We start from the raw sequence: 16,904 nt of genomic DNA, 5'->3' as shown, positions 1-16,904 counted from the left end.
GCGCCGATGGCGCCACCACGCAACGTGGCGGCGCGCACCCGCAGACCGTGCCCGCGACCGACCGGCGCGACTCAGGCCGCTTCGGCCCGCTCTTCCGCTTCCGCTTCGAGCATCGCCTTGACGATCAGGTAGACGGCCGGCAGATCGTCGTCGTCGCGGTGCCAGTCGACCGGTTCCTCGACGTCCGCGGCGACCAGCCGGCTGTCGCGCAGCCGGATGAACGCGTCGACGACGGTCGGATCGTTGCGGTTCAGGAACCCGGCATTCGAAAACGCCAGCTCCTCGACGTTCAGCAGCGCCTGCCAGCTCATCGTGCGCACGGCCGCCGGATGGGTGCGGCGGCGCAGGCCCAGCGCCCGCTGCGCGGGGCCACCGACGACACGCTGCAGATCGACGACCGCCCGCTGCGCGGCGCGCTCGAAGTGGACGGGATTGAAGCCGGGTTGCTCGGGATCGAATGCGGAAGCCTGGAACATGGTCGCCTCACAAAAGTCCGTTCGTCTGTGGATGACGGAATTCGGGTCAAATGGTGCAAAAGCACTGTAAATATATACAGTGTTCGACGCGGTTTCAAGCCCCGAATGCAGGATTTCGTGCATCGGCGATCGATGCGGGCGATCGCGTCGATCAGACGGACGATCTACACCGCCGCCGCGATCGTCTCCCGCAGCCACCGATGCGCCGGATCGCGATGCACGCGCTCGTGCCACAGCATCGACATTTCATAGCCGGGCACCTCGACCGGTGCGTCCACCACGCGCAGCGCCGGCACGTCGCGCACCAGCCGCTCGGGCAGCATCGCGACGAGATCGGTGCTCGCGACGGCCGACATCACGAACAGGAAGTGCGGCACCGACAGCACGACGCGCCGCGTGGCCCCGACCTTCGCGAGCGCTTCGTCCGTCACGCCGAAGAAGCCGCCGCCGTCGGGCGACACGATCACGTGCTCGAGCGTGCCGAACTGCGCGAGCGTGGGGCGCCGCTTCAGCTTCGGGTGGCCGGCGCGGCCGATCAGCACGTAGCGCTCGACGAACAGCGGCAGGCGCCGCATGTCCGGTGGCGACCCTTCGGTCGTATGAAAGGCCAGGTCGATGCCGTTTCGTTCGGCATCCTGTTCGATGCGTGGCGGCACCAGTTCGACGACGGCCAGCCGCGTGCCGGGCGCGGCCGAACGCAGCGTGTGCAGCGCGGGCAGCACGATCGTCGATTCGCCGTAGTCGGTCGCGGCCACGCGCCACGTGTTCGTTGCGGTCGCGGGATCGAACGGCGTGGCCGGAATCACCGCGCGCTCGACCGCTTCGAGCGCATCGCGCAACGGCTCGCGCAGCGCTTCCGCGCGTGCGGTCGGCCGCATTCCGCGCGGCCCGGGCAGCAGCAGCGGATCGCCGAACACGTCGCGCAGTTTCTGCAGCTGCACGCTGACCGACGGCTGCGACATGTTCAGCTTCTCGGCCGCGCGCGTGACGTTGTGCTCGGCGAGCAGCACGTCCAGCGTGACGAGCAGGTTCAGATCGAGCCTTCTGAGATTATTCATGGCTATACCTGGAATATCAGGAATTCATTTCAAATATACCGTCGGAGGCCGCATCCTGCAGTCATTCAATCCACGGAGTGACGAAGATGAATGTGCTGATCGTGTATGCCCATCCCGAACCGCGTTCGCTGAACGGCGCGCTGCGCGATTTCGCCGTCGCGCATCTCGAAGCGGCCGGCCACGCGGTGCAGGTGAGCGACCTGTATGCGATGAACTGGAAGGCGGTGCTGGACGCGAACGACGTGACCGATCGCGCGCCCGACGCGCGGTTCGATCCGTCGCTCGATTCGCGGCGCGCGTTCGCGGCGGGTACGCAAAGCGACGACATCGCGCGCGAGCAGGACAAGCTGAAGTGGGCCGACGCGGCGATCCTGCAGTTTCCGCTGTGGTGGTTCTCGATGCCGGCGATCATGAAGGGCTGGTTCGAGCGCGTGTACGCGTACGGTTTTGCGTACGGCGTCGGCGAGCATTCCGATACGCACTGGGGCGATCGCTACGGCGAAGGTTCGCTGGCCGGCAAACGCGCGATGATCGTCGTCACGACGGGCGGGTGGGAGTCGCACTACAGCCCGCGCGGCATCAACGGGCCGATCGACGACTTGCTGTTTCCGATCCAGCACGGCGTGCTGTATTACCCGGGGTTCGACGTGCTGCCGCCGTTCGTGATCTATCAGACGGGCAAGATGAACGCCGCGCGCTTCGACAAAACCTGTACGGCGCTCGGCCAGCGTCTCGACGCTCTGTGGACCACGCCGCCGATTCCGTTTCGCCGGCAGAACGCGGGCGATTACGAGATTCCGGCGCTGACGTTGAAGGAGGACATCGCGCCGGGGAAGGTGGGGTTCGCCGCACACGTGACCGCCTGACGGCTGCTGCACACCCCGACGCGGGGCGGCACGGACAACCGCCGCCATACGCAAGATGCCGGCCGCGGAATGCAAACGACCCGGGCGGCCTGCGTGACATCGCCGGCCGCCCGGGTCGTGCTTCTCGTGGCATCTCGTGCCATTTCGCGGCCGTGGGGCACGGCCGCGATTCATCGCTGCTTACCGATCGTCGTCCCGCACCGAAGACGGATGCCGGCACAGCGCCCGCACCTCCATCTCCATATACGGAAACAGCGGCAGCTGGCTCAGCACGTCATGCAGCTGCTGCACGCTTTCGACGTCGAAAATACTGACGTTCGCATACTGCCCGGCGATCCGCCACAGATGGCGCCACGTGCCTTCGTTCATCAGCCGCTGGCACATCGCCTTTTCTTCGGCCTTCAGCGTGGCCGCCTTGACCGGATCCATGTCCGCCGGCAGGCGAACGGTCATTTCCACATGAAACAGCATCCTGCACTCCTTGCGTTGTCGATTCGTCGAACGGGAAGGGCGCTCACGCCTGCGCGCGGGCCCGCTCGACTTCGCTGCCCGGCACGTCCTGCTTGTCCTTGAGCAGCGTGAAGTCGAAGTCGATCAGCGCGAACTGCCCGTCGACGCCATACGGCTTGCCTTCCGCGCCCTCCGCCTGCTTGACCGGCGGGATCAGCCCGTCGCGCGTCGCGAACGCGAAGTCGTCCCACAGGTGCGGATCGCCGTCGATGTTGATCTGCGTCGTCAGCTTACGATAACCGTCCGCCGAAACGAAGAAGTGAATGTGCGCCGGACGATGGCCGTGGCGGCCGAGCTGATCGAGCAGTTGCTCGGTCTTGCTGCCCGGCGGCACGCTGTAGCCGACCGGCAGCACGCTGCGGAAGCTGTAGCGGCCTTCGGCATCGGTGCGGATCGAGCGGCGCAGGTTGAACGCGGGCTGCGACGCGTCGAAGTACGAGTAATTGCCCAGATGGTTCGCGTGCCACACCTCGACCAGCGCGTTCGCGAGCGGCGCGCCGTCCTGGCCGAGCACGCGGCCGCGCATGATCAGCGTCTGGCCCGGATCGGTGCCGTCGTCGAGACGCGCGTGGCCGACCGATTCCGGCGCGCCGGCGACGTACAGCGGCCCTTCGATCGTGCGCGGCGTGCCGCCCTGGATGCCGGCCTTGGCCTCGGCTTCGTCCATCCGCACGTCGAGGAAGCGTTCGAGGCCGAGGCCCGCGGCGATCAGCCCGAATTCGCGGCCGGCTTCGTTCAGGTAGTTCAGGGCCGTCCAGAATTCGCTCGGCTGCACGTCGAAGTCCTCGATCGTGTAGCAGATGTCCTTCACGATCCGGTTGACGATCGCGCGCACGCGCGCGTTGCCGGGCTTTTCCGCGGCGTCGTCGAAGGTCTTCAGCAGGGCGTCGATGGCTTGCTTGTTCATCTGTGTCTCCGGTGTCGGTTGTCGTGTGGGGATCAGCGGGCGTCGCGTCGCATCCGTTCGATGCGGGCCCAGTCGAAGGTGATGCCGAGGCCGGGCGTCGCCGGCAGATGCAGCTTGAAATCCTGGTAGCGCAGCGGCTCGACGAGGATCTCCTCGGTGAGCAGCAGCGGGCCGAACAGTTCGGTGCCCCATTTCAGCGAGTCGAACGTGCTGAACAGTTGCGCGGACGCCATCGTGCCGGCCGCGCCTTCGAGCATCGTGCCGCCGTACAGTTCGATGCCGGCCGCCGCCGCGATCGACGCGACGCTCGCCGCACCCTGCAGGCCGCCCGACTGCGCGATCTTCACCGCGAACACGTCGGCCGCGCGATCCTGCGCGAGCGCGAACGCATCGACGGGGCCGTGCAGTGCCTCGTCGGCCATGATCGGCACCCGCGCGAGCTGCGTGAGGCGTTTGAGCCCCGCGCGGTTGGTCGCGGCGATCGGCTGCTCGACGAGGCTCACGCCGGCGTCGGCCAGCCGCGCGCCGGCCCAGATCGCATCGGTTTCGCTCCAGGCCTGGTTCACGTCGACCCGCACGTCGCCGCGCTCGCCGAGCGCGCGCTTGATCGCGACCACGTGGGCCACGTCGTCGGCGACCGCGTTCGAGCCGATCTTCAGCTTGAACGCGCGATGGCGGCGGGCGTCGAGCATCGCTTCGGCTTCCGCGATGTCGCGTTGGGTATCACCGCTCGCGAGCGTCCACGCGACATCGACCGCATCGGTCCGCCGGCCGCCGAACAGCTCGGACAGCGGTACGCCCAGGCGCCGCGCCTGCGCGTCGAACAGCGCGGTCTCGATCGCGCATTTCGCGAAACGGTTGCCCTGGAACAGCTTGCGCGCCCGCGCGATCGCGGCGCCCGGGCGCGTCGCGTCCATGCCTTGCAGCAGCGGCGCGAAGTAGGTGTCGATGTTGACCTTGATGCTTTCGGGGCTCTCCTCGCCATACGCGAGACCGCCGATGGTCGTCGCCTCGCCGACGCCTTCGATACCGTCCGTGCATCGAACGCGGACCAGCACGAGGGTCTGGCAATTCATCGTCGCGACCGACAATTTGTGGGGCCGGATCGTCGGCACGTCGACCAGCAGCGTGTCGATGCGTTCGATGGTGGCGGCAGTTGCTATCATGCGATTCCTCCTGTTGGTGCACATGGTAGGAATTCCCGCCCCGCGTTGTCCAACACTCTTTCCGACTACTTCCATACCTTTGAGGCATGAAATGGAATTGCGTCAGCTCCGTTACTTCATCGCCGTCGCCGAGGAAATGAACATCACGCGGGCCGCGGAGCGGCTGCACATGACGCAGCCGCCGCTGAGCCGCCAGCTTCAGGCGATCGAGGAGGAGATCGGGTTGCCGCTGTTCGAGCGCGGCGCGCGGCCGCTGAAACTGACCGATGCCGGGCGCGTGTTCCATGCGCAGGCGAAACGTCTGGTCGACCAGGCCGACGAACTGGGGCCGCTGACGCGGCGGCTCGCGCAACTGTCGGAGCGAATCGTGATCGGCTTCGTGCCGTCGACGCTGTACGGCGCGCTGCCGGACGTGATCCGCGCGTTTCGCGAGGCGCAGCCGGACGTCGAGCTGTCGCTGATCGAAATGTTCACGCTCGAACAGCTCGGTGCGCTGAAGGGCGGGCGGATCGACGTGGGGTTCGGCCGCCTGCGCTTCGACGACGATCAACTGGTGCGCGAGGCGCTGATCGAGGAAAAGCTGATCGCGGCGCTGCCGGTCGGGCATCGGCTCGCCGATCCGGGACGGCCGCTGACGCTCGCGGATCTCGCCGACGAGACGATGATCGTCTACCCGAGCACGCCGCGGCCGAGCTTCGCCGATCAGCAATTGTCCGCGCTGCGCGACGGCGCGGTCGTGCCGGCGGCCGTGCACGAGGTGCGCGAGCTGCAGACCGCGCTCGGGCTCGTCGCCGCGCAGGTCGGCGTGTCGCTGGTGCCCGAGAGCGTGGAGGGCGTACGCGTGAAGGGCGTGGTCTACCGGCGGCTGCCGGAGCCGGGCGCGACGTCGCCGATCATCATGAGCCGCCGGCTGCACGGCGAAAGCGCTGCGACGGCGGCATTCTGCGCGATTGCGCGGGAGATGATCGTGCCATCGGCGTGATGGCTGACGGCCGACACAAAGCGATCGCCGCATGCCGATTATTGCCGCACATGGTTTTTTCTATCCTGCCGGCAGCCGATAAATCGGCCATGTCGCTCTCCGTAAACAGGGTTGGACGCGGGGTTTCCCGTTCCGCATCGCCCTGGAACAGTGGAGGAGAGCAGCGTGAGCCGATTGGGGAAAAGCATCAAGTTCAGGATCTTTTTCGCGCTTGCCGCGTGTGTCGCGCTCATGGTCGCCATCGGCGTGTTCGGCCTGTTCGGTCTGTCGAGACTGAATTCGAACGTCCATGACGCTTATACGGACAACACCTTGCCGATCAGCGAATTGTCGGAAATTCGCGCCGCGACCTTCGAGACGCAGCTTCGGATGCGCGGGGCATTGTCCGAGCGCGATCCCGCGCGGGTCCGCAGCGGGATCGACGAGACGCGTGCCGGGCAACGCCGTCTCGACACGATATGGAACCGCTATTACGGCCAATCGATCACGAGCGACAAGGAGCGCCGCATCGCGGCCCGGATTCGCGACGTGCTGCCGCGGTTCCGGGCCGGCGTGGACGCGGCACTCGCGGCGGTGGGCGGCGGGGACCGCGACGCGGCCGCCGCGGCGATCGACCGGCTGGCGCCCGCCGCCGGCGCGCTCAAGCAGGCGCTCGACGACGACATCGCACTGAACATCGATCAGGCGAAGTCGTTCGTCGACGACAGCGCGTCGACCTTCGTCATGATCCTGTGGATCGCGATCGGCCTGATCGGTATCGGCGTGCTGGTCGCGGCGTGGGTATCCGCGCACCTGATGCGGCACATCTCGACGCCGCTCGGCAAGGCCGTGCGCGTGGCCGACGAAATCGCCGGCGGGTCGCTGGACAACCGGATCGACGTCGACTCGCACGACGAATTCGGCCGGTTGCTCGGTGCGTTGGCGACGATGGATCGGCAACTCGGTGCGACGGTGCGCGGCATCAAGCGCAGCGCGGAAGCGGTGGGGGTTGCGTCGCGCCAGATCGCGAGCGGCAATGCCGATCTGTCGGCCCGCACGGAAGAGCAGGCCGCGTCGCTCGAGGAAACCGCATCGAGCATGACGCAACTGACCGAGACCGTGAAGCAGAACGCCGACAACGCGCAGCAGGCCAATACGCTGGCGACGCGCGCGACCGGCATGGCCGATGCCGGCAACGATGCCGTGCAGAGCATGGTCGCGACGATCGGGCAGATCAGCAGCAGTTCCAGCCAGGTTGCCGACATCACGGGCGTCATCGAGAGCATCGCGTTCCAGACCAACATCCTCGCGCTCAACGCCGCGGTGGAGGCCGCGCGCGCCGGCGAGCAGGGGCGCGGCTTCGCGGTGGTCGCGAGCGAGGTGCGCAGCCTCGCGCAGCGCTCGGCGGCGGCTGCGAAGGAGATCAAGGAACTGATCGGCGCGTCGGTGTCGATGATCCGCGACAGCGCGCGGCAGGCCACGGGCGTCGGCGCGACGATGGAGCAGGTGAAGCTCGCGATCAAGCAGGTGTCCGATATCGTCGCCGAAATCGCGGCCGCGTCGCGGGAGCAGAGCCAGGGGATCGGGCAGGTCAATCTGGCGATCGAGCAGATGGACCAGGTGACGCAGCAGAACGCGGCGCTCGTCGAGCAGGCGGCCGCGGCGGCGCATTCGCTCGAGGAGCAGGCCGGCCGCCTGCAGGCGGCGATGGCGGCGTTCAAGCTCGCGCCGAATGGCGACGATGCGCCGGTCATGGCGTCGTCGGCGCCCGCATCCGCGCTCGCCGTCGCGCCGACGAAACCGCTGGCGGCGGGGCTGAGCGCCCCTGTCGCGGGCGGCGCCGTCGACGGGAAGGCGTTTTGATCGGGATAACGGTTCGCAGCCTGCTGCGACGGGAGTATCGACCCTTGAATGGCTCGACGCGTTCTGCTCACGTGGTACTCACGCTCGATGCGCTCGTCGACGCATGCGTGCGTTTCGATCCGTTGGACCGGGATCAACGGCTGATCGTCCGGACGCTGGTCGTGCCGATGCTCGCGCGGCGGCTGAAGTGGCTGGGGCTGTTGCTGCGCGCGAGCCCGCGCAGCGAGGCCACGCGCGCGATGCTCGAACGGATCGAAGGGGCGCTGGCGTGCGCGGCGGCACGGCTCGACCCTGCGCGCCGGCCGTCCGCGGATGCGGCAAGCAACGCCGTGCCGCGGCGCGGGCCGCCGGCGTAGATTGCGACGCGAGGTCGTCGCGCGAGTGCGACCGGCCGTCGATTGGGGCGACCGCGCTCATGCGCGGAAGGCGCGAAGGGTAGGGACGGCGATCGGCAGCACGGCGCGCGAAATGCAGCCTACGGCCGTGCGGCAGTGCGTGTGCGGACGGCTGCTTCAGCGCCTGGCGTCGAGCGTTTCCGACGGCGATTCGCCGAACTTCTCCCGATACGCGATCGCGAACCGGCCCAGGTGGGTAAACCCGCAATCGAGCGCGATATCGGCGATCCGTCGCTCGGATGTCGACCCACGCAGCAACTCCCTCGCATGGTCGAGCCGCGTCGCGCGCAGATATTGCATCGGGCTCATTCCGCGGAATTGCAGGAACGCGTCGCGCAGCGTCCGTTCGGGCACGTTGGCGGCCTGGACGATATCGGCGAGCTGCAGCGGCTGCGCGTAGTGCGCATCGACGAACTCCTGCGCGCGCCGCACGAAGCCCGGCGCCGGGTCGCGATGCGACGCCTGCGGCATGGACGGCGGATGGCCTTCGATCAGCAGGTCGATCAGCAGATGCTCGAGCTGCGACGCGACCCGCGGGTTCGCGTTCGCGCGTTCGAGCAGCTCGGGCGACCGCGCGACGAGCATCAGTTGCTGACGCCACGCGGCGAGCGCGGCGTCGCTGACGTGCAGCACCGGGTCGAGCGTCGCGCGCGGGTCGCCGGTCAGCGAGCCGACGGTCGCCGCGTCGATGCGCAGCACGAACTGCTCGCAATCGGCCGACAGCACCGCGTCGAAGCGCTCGCCGGGCGCGCACAGCACGCCGGTCTGGCCGTCGACGCCGAGCTGCCGCCCCATCGCGCGCACTTCGGCCTGGCCGGACAGGCAGAACATCAGCAGGTAGTAGCCGTCGACGGCATCGACCTGCACGCGCATCGCGTCGCCGAACGCGATCGTGCCGATCCCGAGCCCGCCCAGCTTGACGAAATCCATGTGCGACGCGCCCTGCACGCGGCCGCTCGGCAGCAGCGCGTGCGGCTGCATCACGCGCGAGATCCGCTCGCGCGTCTCGTCGAGATCGCGGGATTCGAACAGCCGGTGCGCGCGCAGCGCGAGCGGCTCGAACGACGTTGGGGACATGGGCCTCAGCCTTGGTAGGGCGACGCGCGCTTCGATCCGACGAATGGGTCGCGATCGTGCGACGGGTCGCGTGTGCCGTCATGCTAGCGCAGAAATCCGCCGAAAGTGGATATTGCACCGCCGCAATCGCACTTTCCGGATAGACGCTGAATATTAGCTTTTCAAAAATCGGCTCCATGCATTCAACGCAACGGATCGACAAGGAGTCCGACATGGAGCAGACAGAATCGCCCGTCGTTTTCGCGGAGCGCGGCGACGCATCCGACGTGACCTTTCCGCACGACGACGGCTCGCGCGTGCCGTACAAGGTGTTCAGCTCGCGGGCGGTCTACGATCGCGAGCAGGAACGCATCTTCCGCGGGCCGACGTGGAACTTCGTCGCGCTCGAAGCGGAGATCCCGAACGCCGGCGATTTCAAGAGCACGTTCGTCGGCGACACGCCGGTGGTCGTCACGCGCGCCGAGGACGGCACGCTGTCCGCGTGGGTGAACCGCTGCGCGCACCGCGGCGCGCAGGTGTGCCGCAAGTCGCGCGGCAACGCGAGTTCGCACACGTGCGTCTATCACCAGTGGAGCTTCGACAACCAGGGCAACCTGCTCGGCGTGCCGTTCCGGCGCGGCCAGAAGGGGATGACCGGGATGCCGGCCGATTTCGATCCGAAGCAGCACGGGCTGCGCAAGCTGCGCGTCGACAGCTATCGCGGGCTCGTGTTCGCGACCTTCAGCGACGCGGTCGCGCCGCTGCCCGCGTATCTGGGCGAGCAGATGCGTCCGTGGATCGACCGGATCTTCCACAAGCCGATCGAGTATCTCGGCTGCACGCGCCAGTATTCGAAGTCGAACTGGAAGCTGTACATGGAGAACGTGAAGGACCCGTATCACGCGAGCATGCTGCACCTGTTCCATACGACCTTCAACATCTTCCGCGTCGGCATGAAGGCGCGCTCGATTCCGGATGCGAATCACGGGCTGCACAGCATCATCACGGTGACGAAGACGAATGACGACACGTCGGCCGCATACAAGCAGCAGAACATCCGTTCGTTCGACGAGGGCTTCCATCTGGAGGACGAATCGATCCTCGATCTCGTATCGGAATACGACGAGGATTGCACCAACCATATCCAGCCGATCTTCCCGCAGCTCGTGATCCAGCAGATCCACAACACGCTGGTCGCGCGGCAGATCCTGCCGAAAGGGCCCGACAACTTCGAGCTGATCTTCCACTTCTTCGGCTATGCGGACGACACGCCCGAGCTGCGCGCGCTGCGCATCAAGCAGGCGAACCTCGTCGGGCCGGCCGGCTACATCTCGATGGAAGATACCGAAGCGACCGAGCTCGTGCAGCGCGGCACGGTGCGCGACGCCGATGCGACGTCGGTGATCGAGATGTCGCGCGGCAATCCGGACCAGCAGGACACGGTGATCACCGAGAGCCTGATCCGCAAGTTCTGGGTCGGCTACCAGAAGCTGATGGGCTATTGAGGCGGGAGCAGGAAAATGACGGAAGACATGAAGACGTGGTTCGAGATTTACATGCTCCAGAACCGCTACATCGGGCACCTCGACAACGATCGGCTCGAACACTGGCCGGAGATGTTCACCGAGGACTGCACGTACGAAATCGTGCCGAAGGAGAACGCCGATCTCGGGCTGCCGGTCGGGATCGTCCACTGCACGAACCAGCGGATGCTGCGCGACCGCGTGGTGTCGCTGCGGCACGCGAACATCTACGAGGAGCACACGTACCGGCACATGACGTCGGGCCTGACGATCGTCGCCGAGCGCGACGGCGAAATCGATACCGAGAGCAACTACGTGGTCGTGCAGACGCGCAGCAACGGCGAATCGAACGTGTATCAGGCCGGCAAGTACTACGACACGGTCGTGCGCACGCCCGACGGCCTGCGCTACAAGACCAAGCGCGTGATCTACGACACGTCGCGCGTGCAGACGCTGCTCGCGACGCCGATCTGACCGCTCTGATCGATCTGACGAAGCAAGGAATCGACATGACTGAAGCAACGCTCGCCCAATGGCATCCGCTGGGCGCTTTCGACGAATTCTCCGAAGGCGAACCGGCGGCGCGCGTCGCCGGCCAGAAGCCGATCGCGGTGTTCCGGATCGGCGACGAACTGTTCGCGATGCATGACCTGTGCACGCACGGCCATGCGCGGCTGTCCGAAGGCTATGTGGAGGACGGCTGCGTCGAGTGCCCGCTGCATCAGGGGCTGATCGACATTCGCACCGGCGCGCCGAAATGCGCGCCGATCACCGAGCCGGTGCAGACCTATCCGATCCGGATCGTCGACGGGCAGGTGGAAGTCAATGTCGGCTGATCCGTTCGTGATCGTCGGCGCCGGCCACGCGGCGCGGCGTACGGCCGAAGCGCTGCGCGCACGCGATGCGGCGGCGCGCATCGTGATGATCGGCGCGGAGCGCGAGCTGCCGTATGACCGGCCGGCGCTGTCGAAGGATGCGCTGCTGACGGACGGCGGCGAACAGCGCGCGTTCATCCGTGATGCCGCGTGGTACGACACGCAGCGCATCGCGTTGCGGCTCGGCACCCGCGTCGACGCGATCGAGCGCGATGTGCAGCGCGTGCGGCTCGACGACGGGGCGACGTTGCCGTACGGCAAGCTCGTGCTCGCGACGGGTTCGCGTGTGCGCACGTTCGGCGGGGCGATCGACGAAGGTGTCGCGGTGCATTACGTGCGCACGGTCGACGATGCGCGTGCGTTGCGTGCGCAACTGGCGCCCGGGCGCCGCGTGGCGGTGCTCGGCGGCGGCTTCATCGGCCTCGAGGTCGCGGCGGCCGCGCGCCAGCTCGGCTGCGACGTGACGGTGATCGATCCGGCGCCGCGGTTGCTGCAGCGCGCGCTGCCGGAAGTCGTCGGCGCATATGCGCGGCAATTGCACGATGCGCGCGGCGTGCTGTTCCGGATGGCGACGCTGCCGCGCGCGATCCGGCGCGCGCCGGGCGGCGGCGCGGTCGTCGAGACCGATCAGGGCGACGTGCCGGCCGACGTCGTCGTGGTCGGCATCGGCGTGGTGCCGAATGTCGAGCTGGCGCAGGCGGCCGGGCTCGACGTCGACAACGGGATACGCGTCGACGCGGGCTGCCGCACGGCCGATGCCGCGATCTTCGCGGCGGGCGAGGTGACGATGCACTTCAACCCGCTGCTCGGGCGGCATGTGCGGATCGAATCGTGGCAGGTGGCCGAAAACCAGCCGGCCGTCGCGGCCGCGAACCTGCTCGGTGCCGACGAGATCTATGCCGAGCTGCCGTGGCTGTGGTCGGATCAGTACGACTGCAACCTGCAGATGCTCGGGCTGTTCGGCAGCGAGCGCACGATCGTCGTGCGCGGCGAGCCGGCGAGCGGGCCGTTCACGGTGTTCGCGCTCGGCGACGACGGCAGGATCGTCGCGGTGGCCGCGGCGAACCTCGGACGCGACATCGGCGCGTCGCGCCGGCTGATCGCGGCAGGGGCGGTGCCCGATCCGGTGAAGCTGGCCGATCCGGCCGTCAATCTGAAGACGTTCATGTAGCAGCGGCGCGCGCGGTGCGTGCCCGCGCGAGCCGCGGGTTTGTCGGCTGCGGCGAAATCGGGGATATTAGCGGCATCGCCGATCCGCTCGTCCTCCATGACGCCAGACAAAGCCCTCGAACTGAAACGAAGCAAGCGCCGTGCGCTGTGGCTGCTGCTCGCGGCCGTCGCGGTGTTCGTCACCACCATCGTGCTGCCGCGCGGCCCGTGGGTCGACGGTTTCAAGGCCGTCGCGGAAGCCGCGATGGTCGGCGCGCTCGCCGACTGGTTCGCGGTCGTCGCGCTGTTCCGCCGCGTGCCGATCCCGTTCGTGTCGCGCCACACCGAGATCATCCCGAAGAACAAGGACAAGATTGCCGACAACCTCGCGGTGTTCGTGCGCGAGAAATTCCTCGGCCCCGACGCGCTCGCCGCGCAGATCCGCCAGCACGATCCCGCGCAGAAGCTCGGCGCATGGCTCGGCGAGCCGGCGAACACCGACGCGCTCGGCGGCTACGTGACGAAGCTGATGAGCTTCGCGCTCGACATGACCGACGACGCGCGGATCCAGTCGTTCGTCCACGATGCGTTCCGCGCGGTGATCGACCGGGTCGACCTGTCGCAATCGGCCGGCGCGATCCTCGATACGCTGACGAAGGACGGCCGCCACCAGGCGCTGCTCGACGACGCGATCGAACAGGTGGTCGACGTGCTCGACAAGGAAGAGAACCGCGAGGTGATCGCGGGCTTCATCGTCGAATGGCTGAAGACGCAATACCCGAAGGTCGAGAAGATCATGCCGACGCAATGGTTCGGCGAGAACGGCGCGCGGATGCTCGCCAGCGCGGTGAGCCGCGTGCTCGAAGGCGTCGCGGCCGACCCCGAGCATGAGTTGCGGCAACGCTTCGACCGGACGGTCGTGCGGCTGACCGAGCGGCTGAAGCACGACCCCGCGTTCCTCGCGAAGGGCGACGAGATCAAGCGCTATATTCGCGACGGCGACGCGTTCAACGAGTACGTGCGCGACTTGTGGGACCAGTTGCGTGCGTGGCTGAAGGCCGATCTCGCGCGCCCCGATTCGGCGCTGCACCGGCAGGCCGCGACGCTCGGCGGCTGGCTCGGCGCGCGGCTCGCCGAGAGCCCGGCGCTGCGCGCGTCGCTCAACGAACATGTGGAGCGGGCCGTGCACGAGATGGCGCCCGATTTCGCCGATTTCCTGATGCGTCACATTCGCGACACGGTGCGCAACTGGGACGCGCGCGAGATGTCGCGACAGATCGAGCTGAACATCGGCAAGGATCTGCAGTACATCCGCATCAACGGCACGCTGGTCGGCGGCCTGATCGGGCTCGGCTTGTATCTCGTGTCGCTGGTGCCGCGCTGGGCGGCCGGGTGGCTGCACTGACACGGGCACGGACGTTGCGCACGTGGCGCGACGCCGTGCGCCGCCGGATCACGCGGCAGCCTTGGCGCCGTGCAATTGCAGGCCGAGCGCCTTGATGACTTTCAGGATCGTGCCGAAGCTCGGATTGCCGTCGTGCGACAGCGCCTTGTACAGCCCTTCGCGCGACAGGCCCGCATCGCGTGCGACCTGCGACATGCCGCGTGCGCGGGCGATCACGCCGAGCGCATGCGCGATGAAGGCCGGATCGTCGCCGGCCTCCTGCAGGCATGCGTCGAAGTAGTCGGCCATGTCGTCTTCGGTTTTCAGGTGTTCGGCCGAATCCCACGGCCGCGTCTTGATCTTGTCCATCGATCACTCCATGTCGAGGTGCGCGAGCATTGCGTGCGCGGCGCGGATGTCGGCCTGTTGCGCCGATTTATCGCCGCCGCAGAGCAGGATGACCCATATCGTTCCGCGCCTCACGTCATAGACGCGATAGCCCGGGCCGTGGTCGATACGCATTTCGACGACGGGGGAGCCGGCGGATTTCCAGTCGCCCGGATTGCCCATCGACAGGCGGTCGATGCGCGCCTGGATGCGGCGATCGGGCAGGCCGGCAAACCAGGCGTCGAAGACGTCGGTGGTCCGGATGCTGAATGCAGGAGGACTGTAGGGCATGCATTGCAATGTGTAAACCATGGTTCACATGTCTGTTGAATGGAACATCGTTGCCATGCCAGCCCGCCGGTCGCGTCACCGGGTGTCGACTGGCCGTCAGGCCGATCTTTCCGCTGCCGGAGCCGGCCATCCGGTCGAAGCCGGAGTTGCGCGAATCCGTCTACAATCAAAAACGTCTTTGCCGCCTGCGCGTGCTTGCCGCGTGCGGGCGGGTCCGTCCGTCCTCCGGTGTTCGGGGGCGTCGCCGCGCATCACGCATCGCGTCGTGCGCGGCGGGCAGTGCCGTGGTCAGTGTCCAGTAGGTAAGGCGTCCGCGTGCCGTAGGCCGGCGCGCGTCATGAACGCCGCGTGTCCGTAGGCCGGGCAGGCGGCATAACCGAGAGTCCCCATGAAAGCATCGGATCTGTTCGTGAAGGCGCTGGAAGCCGAAGGCGTCGAGTACGTGTTCGGCATTCCAGGAGAAGAAAACCTCGATCTGCTCGAATCGCTGCGGCGATCGAAGATCAAGCTCGTGCTGACCCGGCACGAGCAGGCGGCCGGGTTCATGGCCGCCACCTACGGCCGTCTCACGGGCCGCACCGGCGTGTGTCTCGCGACGCTCGGGCCGGGCGCGACGAACTTCGTGACGGCCGCCGCGTATGCGCAGCTCGGCGGGATGCCGATGCTGATGATCACCGGGCAGAAGCCGATCAAGTCCAGCAAGCAGGGCCACTTCCAGATCGTCGACGTGGTCGACATGATGCAGCCGCTCACGAAGTTCACGCGGCAGATCGTGTCGATCGGCAACATCCCGTCGGCCGTGCGCGAGGCGTTCCGCCGTGCGGAGGAGGAGCGCCCGGGCGCCGCGCACCTCGAACTGCCCGAAGACATCGCGCACGAGGAGGGCGACGGCAAGCCGATCCCGCGCAGCTACAGCCGGCGGCCGGTGGCCGAGGAGAAGGCGGTCGCGCATGCGGTCGACGCGATCCAGGCCGCGCGCCATCCGCTCTTGATGATCGGCGCGGGCGGCAACCGCAAGACCACCTGCAAGATGCTGCTCGAATTCGTCGACAAGACGGGCATTCCGTTCTTCACGACGCAGATGGGCAAGGGCGTGATCGACGAGACGCACCCGCTGTGGCTCGGCAACGCGACGCTGTCCGACGGCGATTTCGTGCATCGCGCGATCGAGCACGCGGATTGCATCATCAACGTCGGCCACGACGTGATCGAGAAGCCGCCGTTCTTCATGCGCACCGACGACAAGACCGTGATCCACGTGAACTTCCTCGGCGCGCAGGTCGACCCCGTCTATTTCCCGCAGATCGAGGTGGTCGGCGACATCGCGAACGCGGTGTGGCAGATGAAGGAGGCGTTGACGCCGCAATCGCACTGGGATTTCGAGCGCTTCAAGATGATCAAGGCGCATTTCGACGCGCACCTGGAAAAGGGCCAGCACGATCCGCGGTTCCCGATGTACCCGGTGCGGATCGTCAACGACCTGTACAACGCGTTGCCGGTGGACGGCATCGTCTGTCTCGACAACGGGATGTACAAGATCTGGTTCGCACGCTACTGGCGTGCGCATGAGCCGAACTCGCTGCTGCTCGACAACGCGCTCGCGTCGATGGGCGCGGGCCTGCCGTCGGCGATCGCGACCAAGATCGTGCATCCGCAGCGCAAGGTGATCGCCGTATGCGGCGACGGCGGCTTCATGATGAATTCTCAGGAGCTCGAAACGGCGGTGCGGCTGAAGCTCGACATCGTCGTGATGATCCTGCGCGACGACGCGTTCGGGATGATCCGCTGGAAGCAGGAGAACATGAATTTCCCCGATTTCGCGATGACGCTGCAGAACCCCGATTTCGTGTCGTACGCGCAAAGCTACGGCGCGCACGGGCATCGCGTCGAGTCGGCCGACGATCTCGAGCCGCTGCTGCGCGAGTGCTTCTCGTCGCCGGGCGTGCACGTGATCGACGTGCCGATCGACTACTCGGACAACGAGCGCGTGCTGAACCGCGAGATCAAGCGCCTGTCGGCGCAACTCTGAATACCCGT

General features: G+C 67.2%; 18 protein-coding genes. 10 read left to right on the top strand and 8 right to left on the bottom strand.

From position 1 onward, the window contains the following. Positions 1–71 precede the first annotated feature (71 nt). Positions 72–476 carry a DUF2471 family protein gene (locus DTA15_RS26335; RefSeq protein WP_006484347.1) on the bottom strand — a complete coding sequence of 135 codons (405 nt, stop codon included), beginning with the start codon at positions 474–476 and terminating at the stop codon, positions 72–74. A 164-nt stretch (positions 477–640) separates the two neighbouring features. Continuing rightward, the gene (locus tag DTA15_RS26330) at positions 641–1,534 is read right to left on the bottom strand and encodes a LysR family transcriptional regulator (RefSeq protein WP_006484342.1); all 894 of its coding nucleotides are present in this window, start codon (positions 1,532–1,534) and stop codon (positions 641–643) included. An 86-nt stretch (positions 1,535–1,620) separates the two neighbouring features. Here DTA15_RS26330 and DTA15_RS26325 point away from each other — a divergent pair, with 86 nt between their 5' ends. Next, positions 1,621–2,400: an NAD(P)H-dependent oxidoreductase gene (locus DTA15_RS26325; protein ID WP_006484350.1), complete on the top strand. Its 780-nt coding sequence runs from the start codon at positions 1,621–1,623 to the stop codon at positions 2,398–2,400. Between the two features lie 180 nt (positions 2,401–2,580). Here DTA15_RS26325 and catC read toward each other — a convergent pair whose 3' ends face one another. Genes catC through DTA15_RS26310 form a run of 3 tightly spaced genes read right to left on the bottom strand, consistent with a single transcriptional unit; the run spans position 2,581 to position 4,983 of the window. Then, on the bottom strand, positions 2,581–2,871 hold the full coding sequence (gene catC / locus DTA15_RS26320; RefSeq protein ID WP_006484359.1) for a muconolactone Delta-isomerase: 291 nt from the start codon (positions 2,869–2,871) through the stop codon (positions 2,581–2,583). 43 nt (positions 2,872–2,914) lie between these two features. Further along, positions 2,915–3,817, bottom strand: coding sequence for a catechol 1,2-dioxygenase (catA, locus tag DTA15_RS26315; protein WP_006484366.1), 903 nt, complete (start codon positions 3,815–3,817; stop codon positions 2,915–2,917). Positions 3,818–3,849: 32 nt separating this feature from the next. Further along, positions 3,850–4,983 (bottom strand): muconate/chloromuconate family cycloisomerase, encoded by a 1,134-nt coding sequence (locus DTA15_RS26310; RefSeq protein WP_006484346.1) that lies wholly within the window; start codon positions 4,981–4,983, stop codon positions 3,850–3,852. A 91-nt stretch (positions 4,984–5,074) separates the two neighbouring features. Here DTA15_RS26310 and DTA15_RS26305 point away from each other — a divergent pair, with 91 nt between their 5' ends. The 3 genes from DTA15_RS26305 (at position 5,075) to DTA15_RS26295 (ending at position 8,163) form a co-directional block, all read left to right on the top strand. Continuing rightward, positions 5,075–5,965, top strand: a complete 891-nt coding sequence (locus DTA15_RS26305; RefSeq protein WP_006484368.1) for a LysR family transcriptional regulator — start codon at positions 5,075–5,077, stop codon at positions 5,963–5,965. Positions 5,966–6,130: 165 nt separating this feature from the next. Beyond that, complete coding sequence (locus DTA15_RS26300; protein WP_012493169.1) at positions 6,131–7,807, top strand: methyl-accepting chemotaxis protein; 1,677 nt, start codon at positions 6,131–6,133, stop codon at positions 7,805–7,807. Positions 7,808–7,851: 44 nt separating this feature from the next. Continuing rightward, positions 7,852–8,163, top strand: a complete 312-nt coding sequence (locus DTA15_RS26295) for a hypothetical protein (RefSeq protein WP_012493170.1) — start codon at positions 7,852–7,854, stop codon at positions 8,161–8,163. Positions 8,164–8,319: 156 nt separating this feature from the next. Here DTA15_RS26295 and andR read toward each other — a convergent pair whose 3' ends face one another. After that, positions 8,320–9,279: an anthranilate 1,2-dioxygenase regulatory protein AndR gene (gene andR, locus DTA15_RS26290; RefSeq protein ID WP_006490985.1), complete on the bottom strand. Its 960-nt coding sequence runs from the start codon at positions 9,277–9,279 to the stop codon at positions 8,320–8,322. Positions 9,280–9,491: 212 nt separating this feature from the next. Between andR and andAc the strand changes: the two genes are divergently transcribed. The 5 genes from andAc to DTA15_RS26265 all read left to right on the top strand — a co-directional run bounded on the left by andAc (position 9,492) and on the right by DTA15_RS26265 (position 14,210). Then, positions 9,492–10,763: an anthranilate 1,2-dioxygenase large subunit AndAc gene (andAc, locus tag DTA15_RS26285; protein ID WP_006490988.1), complete on the top strand. Its 1,272-nt coding sequence runs from the start codon at positions 9,492–9,494 to the stop codon at positions 10,761–10,763. A 15-nt stretch (positions 10,764–10,778) separates the two neighbouring features. Continuing rightward, entirely contained in the window at positions 10,779–11,255 is a 477-nt protein-coding gene (andAd, locus tag DTA15_RS26280) for an anthranilate 1,2-dioxygenase small subunit AndAd (protein WP_006490977.1), read from the top strand. A gap of 35 nt (positions 11,256–11,290) precedes the next feature. Then, on the top strand, positions 11,291–11,617 hold the full coding sequence (gene andAb / locus DTA15_RS26275) for an anthranilate 1,2-dioxygenase ferredoxin subunit AndAb (protein WP_006490973.1): 327 nt from the start codon (positions 11,291–11,293) through the stop codon (positions 11,615–11,617). Next, complete coding sequence (gene andAa, locus DTA15_RS26270; protein WP_006490971.1) at positions 11,607–12,827, top strand: anthranilate 1,2-dioxygenase system ferredoxin--NAD(+) reductase; 1,221 nt, start codon at positions 11,607–11,609, stop codon at positions 12,825–12,827. Before andAb ends, andAa begins: the two co-directional genes overlap by 11 nt. Positions 12,828–12,923: 96 nt before the next feature. Beyond that, positions 12,924–14,210 carry a DUF445 domain-containing protein gene (locus tag DTA15_RS26265; protein ID WP_006490986.1) on the top strand — a complete coding sequence of 429 codons (1,287 nt, stop codon included), beginning with the start codon at positions 12,924–12,926 and terminating at the stop codon, positions 14,208–14,210. Positions 14,211–14,258: 48 nt separating this feature from the next. On the opposite strand, the gene DTA15_RS26260 is transcribed toward DTA15_RS26265, so the two are convergent. After that, positions 14,259–14,558 (bottom strand): addiction module antidote protein, encoded by a 300-nt coding sequence (locus DTA15_RS26260; protein WP_006490972.1) that lies wholly within the window; start codon positions 14,556–14,558, stop codon positions 14,259–14,261. A gap of 3 nt (positions 14,559–14,561) precedes the next feature. Next, entirely contained in the window at positions 14,562–14,867 is a 306-nt protein-coding gene (locus DTA15_RS26255) for a type II toxin-antitoxin system RelE/ParE family toxin (protein WP_006490978.1), read from the bottom strand. Between the two features lie 388 nt (positions 14,868–15,255). On the opposite strand from DTA15_RS26255, the gene DTA15_RS26250 reads away from it, so the two are divergent. Beyond that, positions 15,256–16,896, top strand: coding sequence for an acetolactate synthase large subunit (locus tag DTA15_RS26250; protein ID WP_006490980.1), 1,641 nt, complete (start codon positions 15,256–15,258; stop codon positions 16,894–16,896). Positions 16,897–16,904 lie beyond the last annotated feature (8 nt).

The organism is Burkholderia cenocepacia (assembly GCF_900446215.1).
Lineage (GTDB): Bacteria > Pseudomonadota > Gammaproteobacteria > Burkholderiales > Burkholderiaceae > Burkholderia > Burkholderia cenocepacia.
This window is presented reverse-complemented; position numbering and strand designations above follow the sequence as displayed.